The organism is Actinacidiphila glaucinigra (genome assembly GCF_900188405.1).
In the GTDB taxonomy this organism is placed as follows: domain Bacteria; phylum Actinomycetota; class Actinomycetes; order Streptomycetales; family Streptomycetaceae; genus Actinacidiphila; species Actinacidiphila glaucinigra.
This window is the reverse complement of record NZ_FZOF01000004.1, coordinates 318,022-329,091: the sequence shown is the minus strand read 5'-3', so window position 1 is coordinate 329,091 and position 11,070 is coordinate 318,022. Positions and strand designations below refer to the sequence as shown.

At 72.1% G+C, this 11,070-nt stretch carries 10 protein-coding genes; 6 read left to right on the top strand and 4 right to left on the bottom strand.

Features of this window, described 5'->3' with window-relative positions; genetic code table 11:
* The first annotated feature begins 102 nt into the window (after positions 1-102).
* Together CHF15_RS10530 and CHF15_RS10525 are read left to right on the top strand one after the other, a co-directional pair.
* Complete coding sequence (locus tag CHF15_RS10530; protein WP_089223407.1) at positions 103-819, top strand: L,D-transpeptidase family protein; 717 nt, start codon at positions 103-105, stop codon at positions 817-819.
* A gap of 232 nt (positions 820-1,051) precedes the next feature.
* The gene (locus CHF15_RS10525; protein WP_089223406.1) at positions 1,052-2,755 is read left to right on the top strand and encodes a carbohydrate-binding module family 20 domain-containing protein; all 1,704 of its coding nucleotides are present in this window, start codon (positions 1,052-1,054) and stop codon (positions 2,753-2,755) included.
* Positions 2,756-2,774: 19 nt separating this feature from the next.
* Here CHF15_RS10525 and CHF15_RS10520 read toward each other — a convergent pair whose 3' ends face one another.
* A complete protein-coding gene (locus CHF15_RS10520) occupies positions 2,775-3,242 on the bottom strand; it encodes a MarR family winged helix-turn-helix transcriptional regulator (RefSeq protein WP_089223405.1) in 468 nt (155 codons plus the stop codon).
* A 170-nt stretch (positions 3,243-3,412) separates the two neighbouring features.
* On the opposite strand from CHF15_RS10520, the gene CHF15_RS10515 reads away from it, so the two are divergent.
* From CHF15_RS10515 to CHF15_RS10500, 4 genes are all read left to right on the top strand, one after another.
* Positions 3,413-5,143 (top strand): ABC transporter ATP-binding protein, encoded by a 1,731-nt coding sequence (locus CHF15_RS10515; protein ID WP_245938783.1) that lies wholly within the window; start codon positions 3,413-3,415, stop codon positions 5,141-5,143.
* Positions 5,144-5,152: 9 nt separating this feature from the next.
* Positions 5,153-5,764 (top strand): hypothetical protein, encoded by a 612-nt coding sequence (locus CHF15_RS10510; RefSeq protein ID WP_089223403.1) that lies wholly within the window; start codon positions 5,153-5,155, stop codon positions 5,762-5,764.
* 102 nt (positions 5,765-5,866) lie between these two features.
* A complete protein-coding gene (locus CHF15_RS10505) occupies positions 5,867-6,241 on the top strand; it encodes a DoxX family protein (protein WP_089223402.1) in 375 nt (124 codons plus the stop codon).
* A gap of 45 nt (positions 6,242-6,286) precedes the next feature.
* On the top strand, positions 6,287-7,942 hold the full coding sequence (locus CHF15_RS10500) for a bifunctional 3'-5' exonuclease/DNA polymerase (RefSeq protein ID WP_245938759.1): 1,656 nt from the start codon (positions 6,287-6,289) through the stop codon (positions 7,940-7,942).
* Between the two features lie 9 nt (positions 7,943-7,951).
* On the opposite strand, the gene CHF15_RS10495 is transcribed toward CHF15_RS10500, so the two are convergent.
* Genes CHF15_RS10495 through CHF15_RS10485 form a run of 3 tightly spaced genes read right to left on the bottom strand, consistent with a single transcriptional unit; the run spans position 7,952 to position 10,892 of the window.
* A complete protein-coding gene (locus tag CHF15_RS10495; protein ID WP_089223401.1) occupies positions 7,952-8,599 on the bottom strand; it encodes a LutC/YkgG family protein in 648 nt (215 codons plus the stop codon).
* A complete protein-coding gene (locus CHF15_RS10490; protein ID WP_089223400.1) occupies positions 8,596-10,131 on the bottom strand; it encodes a LutB/LldF family L-lactate oxidation iron-sulfur protein in 1,536 nt (511 codons plus the stop codon). Before CHF15_RS10490 ends, CHF15_RS10495 begins: the two co-directional genes overlap by 4 nt.
* Positions 10,128-10,892 (bottom strand): (Fe-S)-binding protein, encoded by a 765-nt coding sequence (locus CHF15_RS10485; RefSeq protein ID WP_089223399.1) that lies wholly within the window; start codon positions 10,890-10,892, stop codon positions 10,128-10,130. Before CHF15_RS10485 ends, CHF15_RS10490 begins: the two co-directional genes overlap by 4 nt.
* Between the last annotated feature and the right edge of the window lie 178 nt (positions 10,893-11,070).

Genomic DNA, 11,070 nt, shown 5'->3' with positions numbered 1-11,070 from the left:
GTTTTTTCCCGAGCCGGGTGGAACGGGCCGCCGTCCGCATCCGTCCTCGACATGGGGTGCCAAGATGGAACGCGACGGCACAAAAGAGGGGCGGTTCGAGTGATGCGTGGGGCGGGGACGGTGGTCGTCGCGGCGGCGCTGCTGCTCGCCGGCTGTGCCGGGGGCGCCGCCGGCGAGCACCAGGACACGTCGCGGCAGACGGTGAGGCAGCCGCCGCGCGCGAGCCAGGCGGCCGCCACCGAGGGGATCCCGGGTGTCGGCCCCGTGCTGCGGTCGCACATCCCGGCCGGCTCCCGTCAGGTCGTGGCGGTGTACGGGGACGGCGCGCGTTCGGCGGACTCGACCATCGTGCTGTACACCCGGCAGGGCGACCTGTGGAAGCGTGAGCGCTCCTGGTCCGGGCACAACGGCAAGCGCGGCTGGACGACCGACCACCGCGAGGGTGACAGGAAGAGCCCGGTGGGTGTCTTCACGCTGTCGGACGCGGGCGGCGTGCTGGCCGAACCGGATTCCCGGCTCCCGTACCACCGCTCCTCCGCCTTCACCGCGCCGCGCTCGTGGTCCCGTTCGCACTGGCACGACTTCGACCTGGTCATCGCCATCGACTACAACCGGGTCAAGGGCACGTCCCCGCTCGACCCGACCCGGCCCGAGGGCCAGTCCAAGGGGGGCGGCATCTGGCTGCACATGGACCACGGCAGCGGTACGTCGGCCTGCGTCAGCCAGTCCAGGGCCGACATGGAGTACCTGCTGCGCACGCTCGACCCGGCGCTGCACCCGATCGTGGTGATGGGGGACCGGGCGCACCTGAAGGCCTGACGGGCAATCAGGATGCCGGAATGCGGGACCTGCCGGGCTGCTGCAAGAGCGACGCAGGGCTTTTCCGCAAGAAGTTGAAAGTTTTTCCACGCGACGTATTGACGCTACCCGCCCGTGGGACCAGTCTCCTACCCGGAGTTCCCACGGGCGGGAACTCCGCCCCCACACTCGATGGCCCGGCGCGTGGCTGTCTTCGGGGCACCTTTGTGCCCGAACACGAAGGAGCCGCACCATGAGATCGCGTTTTCTGCGCGCGGGTCTGGCCGCCCTGCTCGGAACGGCCGCGCTCGTCGGCGTCTCGCAGCAGCCGGCCGAGGCAGCACCGCCCGGAAGCAAGGACGTCACCGCCACCCTCTTCGAGTGGAAGTTCGCCTCGGTCGCCAAGGAGTGCACCAATACGCTCGGACCGGCCGGGTACGGCTACGTCGAGGTGTCGCCGCCCCAGGAGCACGTCCAGGGCGCGCAGTGGTGGACCTCCTACCAGCCCGTCAGCTACCGCATAGCGGGCCGGCTGGGCGACAGTACGGCATTCAGGAACATGGTCGACACCTGCCACGCCGCCGGGGTGAAGGTCGTCGCCGACGCCGTCATCAACCACATGAGCGCAGGCTCCGGCACCGGCACCGGCGGCACGTCGTACAGCAAGTACAACTACCCGGGGTACTACCAGAACCAGGACTTCCACTCCTGCCGGACGAACATCTCCGACTACACCAACCGCGACAACGTCCAGAACTGCGAACTCGTCGGGCTCTCGGACCTGAACACCGGCAGCGACTACGTGCGCTCGACGATCGCGGCGTACATGAACAACCTCATCGCGCTCGGAGTCGACGGATTCCGCATCGACGCCGCCAAGCACATGGCGGCCTCCGACCTCGCGGCCATCAAGGCCAGACTCAGCAACCCCTCGGTCTTCTGGGTCCAGGAGGTCATCTACGGCTCCGGAGAGGCCGTGCAGCCCGGCGAGTACACCGGCACCGGTGACGTCGACGCCTTCCAGGGCGCGTACGACCTGAAGCGGATCTTCACCAGTGAGAAGCTCGCCTACCTCAGCAACTGGGGCGCCTCATGGGGCGCGGGCTACCTCTCCGGCGGCAGCTCCCGCACCTTCGTCGACAACTGGGACACCGAGCGCAACGGCTCGACCCTCAACTACAAGGCGGGCGCGACCTACACCCTGGCCAACGTCTACATGCTGGCCTGGCCCTACGGCTCGCCGAACGTCTACTCCGGCTACGAGTTCTCCGACAACGACGCTGGCCCGCCCAACGGCGGCACCGTCAACGCCTGCTACAGCGACGGCTGGAAGTGCCAGCACGCCTGGCCGCAGATCGCGGGCATGGTCGGGTTCCGCAACGCCGTGGCGGGCACGGCGGTGACCAACTGGTGGTCCAACGGGAACAACGCCATCGCCTTCGGGCGCGGCAGCAAGGGCTACGTCGCGATCAACCACGAGAGCGGCCCGCTGACGCAGACCTTCACCACCTCGCTGCCCGCCGGCACCTATTGCGACGTGCAGCACAGCGGCGCCACCTACACCGTCGGCTCGGACGGCAGGTTCACCGCCACCATCGGCGCCAACGACGCGGTCGCGCTCCACACCGGTGCCCCGTGCGGCACCGGAGGCGGCACCACCCCCGCGAGCGGTGCGTCCTTCTCGGCCGACGCCACCACGGTGTGGGGCCAGAACGTCTACGTCGTCGGCAACAACGCCGCGCTCGGCAACTGGAACACCGGCAGCGCCCTGCCGATGTCCTCGGCGGCCTACCCGGTGTGGAAGCTCGACGTCTCCATGGGCGCGGGCACGTCCTTCGAGTACAAGTACATCAAGAAGGACAGCAACGGGAACGTCACCTGGGAGTCCGGCGCCAACCGTACGGCGACCGTCCCCGCGAGCGGCAAGGTGACGCTGAACGACACCTGGCGCGCCTGACCACTTCCCGCGGAGCGCCTCAGCAGCGACCCGGCGCGGTGTCCAGGGCGGCGAGCAACGCCGTCAGGGCATCGCGCTGGTCCGTGTCCAGGGGAGCGAGCAGCTCCTCGGCCGCCGCCCGGCGGGCCCCGCGCAGCCGCCGCACGGCGTCGTCGCCCTCCTCGGTGAGCTCGATGCGCACCACCCTGCGGTTGGCCGGGTCGGGCGCCCTGCGGACGAGCCCCCGCTCCTCCAGGGCGTCGGTCAGGCTCGTCACCGCGCGCGGCACGACGTCCAGCCGTTCCGCGAGGTCGGCCATCCGGGGCGCGGGACCGCTCTTGAGGATGTGCGCGACCGTGCGCAGCATGCGCGCCTGGGCCGGGGTGACGCCCAACGGCTCCAGGTGCCGCCGCTGTGCGCGGTGCAGTCGGCGGGTCAGCCACAGCAACTGGTCGGCCAGGCGCCCGGTGGTCTCGTCGGTCTCCGCGGCGGAGGTGCGGGATTCCATGGTCAGAGGGTATCAGGATGCACTTCATTGTGAGTATAGGTAACAATGAACTAGACTCTCATCGTCCCGCCCTGCCCGGACCTTTCGGAGGCCCTTTGCACCCCGATGAAACCTCGCGGTGGACCCCGCCGCCCAAGGACCCCGCCCGACCCACCGACGTCCGCCGCGTCGTGCGGCTCTTCCGTCCCTACCGCGCCCGCCTCACCCTCGTCGGACTCCTCGTCGGGGCCGCCTCGCTCGTCTCGGTCGCCTCGCCCTTCATGCTGCGCGAGATCCTCGACACCGCGATCCCGCAGGGCCGCACCGGGCTGCTGAGCCTGCTCGCCCTCGGCATGATCGCCACCGCCGTGCTCAACAGCGTCTTCGGGGTCCTGCAGACCCTGATCTCCACCACGGTCGGCCAGCGCGTCATGCACGACCTGCGCACCGCCGTCTACGAGCGGCTGCAGCGCATGTCGCTCGCCTTCTTCACCCGGACCCGCACCGGAGAGGTGCAGTCCCGCATAGCCAACGACATCGGCGGCATGCAGGCCACCGTCACCTCCACCGCGACCTCGCTGGTCTCCAACCTCACCAGCGTGGTGGCCACCGTCGTCGCGATGATCGCCCTGGACTGGCGGCTGACCATCGCCTCCCTGCTGCTGCTCCCGGTCTTCGTGTGGATCAGCCGCAGGGTCGGCACCGAACGCAAGAAGATCACCACCCAGCGCCAGAGGCAGATGGCGGCGATGTCCGCCATCGTCACCGAGTCGCTCTCGGTCAGCGGCATCCTCCTCGGCCGCACCATGGGACGCGCCGACTCCCTCACCCGCTCCTTCGCCGACGAGTCGGACCGGCTGGTCGACCTCGAGGTGCGCTCCAACATGGCCGGCCGCTGGCGGATGTCCACCATCGGCGTGGTCATGGCCGCCATGCCCGCGCTCATCTACTGGGTCGCCGGCATCGCCGTGCACGGAGCGGGCGGCACCGTGTCCATCGGCACGCTCGTGGCCTTCGTCTCCCTCCAGCAGGGACTGTTCCGGCCCACCGTCAGCCTGCTGTCGACCGGTGTCCAGATGCAGACCTCGCTCGCGCTCTTCCAGCGCATCTTCGAGTACCTCGACCTGCCCGTCGACATCACCGAGAAGGACGACCCCGTACGCCTTCCGCGCGTGCGCGGCGACATCCGCTTCGAAGGCGTCGGCTTCTCCTACGACCCGGCCTCTCCCGGGCGCACCCTCGACGGCATCGACCTGACGGTCCCGGCCGGCGGCAGCCTGGCCGTCGTCGGCGCCACCGGCTCCGGCAAGAGCACCCTGAGCTACCTCGTGCCCCGGCTGTACGACGTCACCGAAGGGCGCGTCACCCTCGACGGCCACGACGTGCGCGACCTGGCCTTCGACACGCTCGCCGCGTCGGTCGGCGTCGTCTCCCAGGAGACGTACCTCTTCCACGCCTCGGTCGCCGAGAACCTGCGCTTCGCCAAGCCCGACGCCACCGACGAGGAGATCGTCGCCGCCGCACGCGCCGCGCAGATCCACGACCACATCGCGGGCCTGCCCGACGGCTACGACACCGTGGTCGGTGAGCGCGGCTACCGCTTCTCGGGCGGCGAGAAGCAGCGACTGGCCATCGCGCGGACGATCCTGCGGGACCCCCCGGTCCTCATCCTCGACGAGGCCACCAGCGCCCTGGACACCCGTACCGAGCACGCCGTCCAGGACGCCATCGACGGCCTCTCGGCGGGCCGCACGACCATCACCATCGCCCACCGGCTGTCCACCGTCCGCGACGCCGACCAGATCGTCGTCCTCGACCACGGCCGGATCGTGGAACGCGGCAGCCACGACGAACTGCTCGCCCTGGACGGCCGCTACGCCGCGCTGGTCCGCCGTGACGCCCAACTCGTCCATACGGCATGATCCTCGGCCATGGGACCCATCGCGGGGGCGGAACTCCCCGGCTACCGGCAGATCGAGGCGGACGCCTGGACCAACGACCACGGCGACCTCGTCAGCCTGCACTGGTTCGACGTGCCGCCGGACATCCCCGCGCCCCTGAAGGACCTGCCGCGCCTGCGGCACGCCCTGGCCCACTACACGGCCGGGGCGGGCGGCGGCCTCATCGAGGCCGACGTCCTGCACCTGGGGACGGTGCCCACGCTGCGCCAGGTCATCAAGGTCCCCCTGCCGGACCGCCCCACCGGCCAGGCGTTCCTGGGCAGCTACACCCTTCCCCGCGCCTCCTGCAGCGCCGTCGTGAAGGTGCAGGCCCTGGAACAGGGCACCACCGGCGCCCGGGAGGCGAAGGTGCTCATCGAACTCGGCCCCGAGCGCTACTTCATGCCCCATCCGTACGCCGCCGACCTGCGGCAGGGCCTGCCCTTCCACTGGGGCGACGCCCCCCACTACGACGCGCACTTCCCGGAGCACCCCCTCACCCGGATCCGGGACGCGCTCGCCCAGCTCGCCGTGTCGCTGAGGGTCACCCCGGAGTTCGCGGAGCTGCCGCCCTTCGCCGGACCGACCTTCACCACGCCGTGAGCCGGGTGAGCAAGCGCACAGCCGGGACCGGGCGATCGCCCGCGCGGCGCGGTACACCGGCGCTAACCTGAGCGGCGCCGCGCAGACCGCAGGAGGCAACCGATGGCCGCGTCCGACCGCTCCGCCCTGCTGCTGGCCAGGCTGCTCGCCACCACGGGCACCGCGCACTTCGTGGCGCCCCGGCCCTTCGACGCGATCGTCCCGCGCGTCCTGCCCGGCGAGCCCCGCACCTGGACCTACGTCAGCGGCGCGGTGGAACTGGCGCTCGCCGCGGGTATCGCCCTGCCCCGCACCCGCCGGGCGAGCGCCCTGCTGGCGGCCGGCTTCTTCACCGCCGTGCTCCCCGCCAACGTGAAGATGGCCCGCGACTGGCACGACCGGCCCGCGCCCCTGCGGAAGGCGGCCTACGCCCGGCTGCCGCTGCAGGCGCCGCTCGTGCTGTGGGCCCTGAAGGTGAGCCGCGACAACCGGCCCTGACCCGCCCCGCGGGGCGTTGTCGGTGCCTCGTTCTACCCTCGAACGGTGACCTCGCCCAGGAGTCTGTCCGTCGCCGTCGTCGCCGACCCCCTGGGGACCGGCGGGCGGCTGCAGGCGCTGCGCGAGGACGGCACCGCGGACGGGCCCCCGCAGGCCGTCGGCGACCTCGCGGCGGCCGTCGCCGAGCGCGAGGCCCGGCAGGCGCCCCGCTGGGTGTGGGCCGCGACCGACGAGATCTACCCGCCCCTGCTGGAGCGGGTCCCGGCACGTCCGGCCCGGTGCCACGACCTCAAGCTCGTCGAAGCGGTGCTGCTCGGATCCGAGGAACGCTGGGGCCTGCCCCGTTCGCTGGGCGCCGCCTGGGCCCGGCCGCGCGGACTCCCCGTGCCGGAGGACGCGCGCGAGGGCGGCCCCGACGACCAGCCGGTGCTCTTCGCCGCCGACCGCCACCATCTACCGCCGGGCACCGACCCGCTGGAGGCGGTGGTCGCCGTCCACGCCGACCAGCAGCGTCGCATCGCCCTGTCGGAACACCCCGACCGGCTGCGCCTGCTGTGCGCCGCCGAGTCCGCCGGCGCCCTGGCCGCCGCCGAGATGACCTGGGACGGCCTGCCCTGGAGCGCCGACGCCCACGACGCGGTGCTCATCGGGCTGCTGGGCCCCCGTCCGGCGGGCGGCGCCCGCCCCAAGGTGCTCTCCGAACTCGCCATCGGCATCCAGGAAGCCCTGGGCCGCCCGGTCAACCCCGACTCGCCCGCCCAACTGCTCCCCGCCTTCGAGCGCGTGGGCGTGAAGATCGGCTCCACCCGCTCCCATGTGCTGCGGGAGGTCGGGCACCCGGCCGCCGCGCTGTTGCTGCGCTACAAGGAGCTCTCCCGCATCCACAGCGCCCACGGCTGGGCCTGGCGCGAGCAGTGGGCTCCCACCGGGCGGTTCCACCCCGAGTACGTGGTCGGCGGTGTCGTCTCCGGCCGCTGGGCCACCCGTGGCGGCGGCGCCCTCCAGATCCCCCGGCAGATCCGCGCCGCCGTGGTCGCCGACCCCGGGCACCGGCTGGTCGTCGCCGACGCGGGCCAGCTGGAACCCCGCGTCCTGGCCGCCCTCTCCGGTGATCCCGGGCTGATGGCGGCCGCCGCGGAGGGCGACCTCTACGCCGCCCTCGCGCGCACCGCGTTCGGCGGCGACCGCGCCCGGGCCAAGCTCGGTCTGCTGGGCGCCATGTACGGCCAGACCAGCGGTGAGGTGGGGCCGCTGCTCGAGGTGCTGCGCCGCCGCTTCCCGGACGCCATGCGCCTGGTGGAGTCCGCCGCCCGCACCGGCGAGGGCGGCGGTGTCGTCCGGTCCCACCTCGGGCGTACCTCACCGGCCCCGTCCGCGGACCGGCAGGACCTCACGGACGCCCAGGCCCGCTCCTGGGGGCGCTTCACCCGCAACTTCGTCATCCAGGCCACGGCCGCCGAATGGGCGCTGGCCGTGCTCGCCTCCCTGCGCCGCCGCCTGGCCGCGCTCGGCGGAGGGCCGCGCCTGGTGTTCTTCCTGCACGACGAGGTCATCGTGCACACACCCCAGGAGCTGGCCCCGGACGTGGAGCGCGCCGTCGCCGAGTCCGCGGAGGAGGCCCGGCGCCTGCTCTTCGGCCCGACGCCGGTGCCCTTCCCGCTGCAGACCCATGTCGTCGAGTGCTACGCGGACGCCAAATGAGCGGCGTCGTCAGTCCGTCACGAGCACGACCTCCAGGGTGCGGGGCCCGTGCACGCCCTCGACGCGGTCCAGCTCGATGTCGCTGGTGGCCGAGGGTCCGGAGATCCATGTCAACGGCCGTACGGGATCGAGCCGTTCCAGCGCCTGCGGCACCGAGTCCACGACCTGCTCCGGGACGCGTACGACGACGACATGGTGGTCCGGGACGAGGGTGATCCTGCGCCGCCCCTGGTCGGGGCCGGCGTCCAGCACGATGGTGCCGGTCTCGGCGATCGCCACCGCGCAGCCGGTGACGACGCTGTCGACGGCGTCGAGCTCGCGCGCCGTCAGCCCGGCCGAGTCGGGCACCCGTTCCACGTCCTGCAACGCCGCGAGCCACCGCTCCGGAAGGCCGGGCGGTACGACGACCCGGCGGGCGCCGCGCGCCGCCAGCAGACCCGCGAGGCGGCCGGGGAGTTCGTCGCCGGTGGCGCGGTGGACGATCGCACGGTAGTCGGCGAGGTTCTCGGCCAGCAGATCCGCGGTCTGTGCCGCGTCCCGGTGTCCGTGCACGCGCAGATAGCCGCGGTCCACCGCGCCGCGTGCCGGTGCCGCTTCGCGCTGCGCATCGGCGAGGGCGCGGCGGATCCGCCCCAGGACCTGGTCACGGGTGCTCACTTGGTGCCCTCCCTGCTCTCGATGCCGGTGCCGGTGCCGGTGCCGGTGCCGCTGCCGGTGGCCGCTGCGCCCGTCCCCCGGGTGCGCTGCCACCAGTCCCGGAAGGACTCCGCCGGCACCGCCGGGACGTCCCGGGTGTCGGTCCACGCCTTCCCGGGCCCCGGCAGCCTCCGCGGGTGGAACCTGCGGGTCCGCGACGCCAGCCGCTGTCCGGCGCGCAGCGCCGCCGGGTGGTCCAGCGCCCAGCGCGCCGCGCGCATGGCCGCCCGCTCCGCCGCGTGGCCCTTGGCGGGCCGGAGCGTCACCCTGTTGCCCGCCCGGGTCACCTCACCGCCCTGCACCACGCGTTCCCGCAGGTGGACGAGGACCTCCGGGATGTCGATGGCGACCGGGCACACCTCGTAGCAGGCGCCGCAGAGGGACGAGGCGTACGGCAGTGAGGCGTCGAGCGCGGTGTCCGTGCCGCGGAGCTGCGGGGTGAGGATGGCGCCGATCGGCCCCGGGTAGGCGGAGCCGTACGCGTGCCCGCCCGCCCGCTCGTACACGGGGCAGACGTTGAGGCAGGCCGAGCAGCGGATGCAGCGCAGGGCCTGGCGCCCCACCTCGTCGGCGAGGGTGTCGGTGCGGCCGTTGTCGACCAGGACGAGATGGAAGGTGCGCGGCCCGTCCTCGTCGGTGGTCCCGGTCCAGGTGCTCGTGTACGGGTTCATCCGCTCGGCCGTGGAGGAGCGCGGCAGGAGCTGCAGGAACACCTCGAGGTCCTGCCAGCTCGGCAGCACCTTCTCGATGCCGACCACCGAGATCAGGGTCTCGGGCAGCGTCAGGCACATACGGCCGTTGCCCTCGGACTCCACCACGACCAGGGTGCCGGTCTCGGCGATCATGAAGTTGGCGCCCGAGATGCCGACCTTGGCGCGCAGGAACTTCTCCCGCAGGTGGAGCCGCGCGGCCTCGGCCAGTTCGGCGGGCGAGTCCGACAGCCCCTCGGGTGCGGGACGGCCCCAGCGGCCCATGGCGTCGGTGAAGATGTCGCGGATCTCGGAGCGGTTGCGGTGGATCGCGGGCACCAGGATGTGGCTCGGCAGGTCGTCGCCGAGCTGCACGATCAGTTCGGCCAGGTCCGTCTCGTAGGCGGTGATCCCGGCCTCCGCGAGCGCGTCGTTGAGGCCGATCTCCTGCGTCGCCATGGACTTGACCTTGACGACCTCGGTCTCGCCGGTGGCGCGCACCAGGTCCGTCACGATGCGGTTGGCCTCGTCCGCGTCGGCGGCCCAGTGGACGGTGCCGCCCGCGGTGGTGACAGCCTCCTCCAACCGCACGAGGTAGTGGTCGAGATGGCGCAGCACATCGTCCTTGATCTGCTTGCCCGCCGCGCGCAGCTGCTGCCAGTCGTCGAGTTCGGCGACGGCGCGGGCCCGCTTGTCCCGGATGGTGTGGGTGGCGTGCCGCAGGTTGCCGCGCAGCGTCGTGTCGCGCACGGCCTCGCCGGCGGCGACGGGGAAGGCGGGCATGCCCAGGTAGGTGCCGCTCATCGGATGCCTCCGTAGGGCTGCTCCTCGGTCGACGCGAGGATCTCGGCGAGGTGGACCGGCCGGACCTCGGAGCCGAGCCGGGCGAGGGTGCCGCCGATGTGCATCAGGCAGGAGTTGTCCACCGTGCACACGGCGCGCGCGCCGGTGGAGGTGATGTTGCGGGCCTTGTCCGCGCCCATGGCGGCGGAGACGGCCGCGTTCTTGACGGCGAAGGTGCCGCCGAACCCGCAGCACTCCTCGGCGCCGGGCAGCTCGACCAGCTCCAGACCCTTCACATGGCTGAGCAGCTCCTGAGGGCGGCGGCCCAGCCCCAGCATCCTCAGGCCATGACAGGTCGGATGATAGGTGACGGGATAGGGGAAGTAGGCGCCGACGTCCGTCACCTTGAGCACATCGGTGAGGAACTCGGTCAGCTCGTAGGTGCGCGGTACGACGGACGCGGCGACGGCGGCGAGGCCCTCCCCGCGTCCTTCCGCGCGGGCCCGCTCGCCGATCCGGGGGTAGTTGTCACGCACCATCGCGGCGCAGGAACCGGACGGGGTGACGATGTAGTCATAGCCCTCGAAGGCCTTGGCATACCGCCTGACCAGGGGTTCCGTCTCGTGGCGGTAGCCGGTGTTGAACTGCGGCTGGCCGCAGCAGGTCTGTGCGGCGGGGAAGTCCACGGTCACCCCCAGCCGCTCCAGCAGGGTCACGACGGCCTTCCCCGTGTCCGGGTACAGCGTGTCGTTCACGCAAGTGACGAACAGTGCTACGCGCATGCGGCCTCCTTACGGTCGGCACGGCCACCCGTGGGCTCATACTGCCGTATGTGCCCCACACCATGGGGCAGAGATCGGATGTCTGCGCGCCGCAGAAGGTGCCATTGACGAGCCATGTCGGGGTGTCCTAACGTCCCTGCCATCGATTGAAACCTTTCATATCAGACCCGAGAGGCCA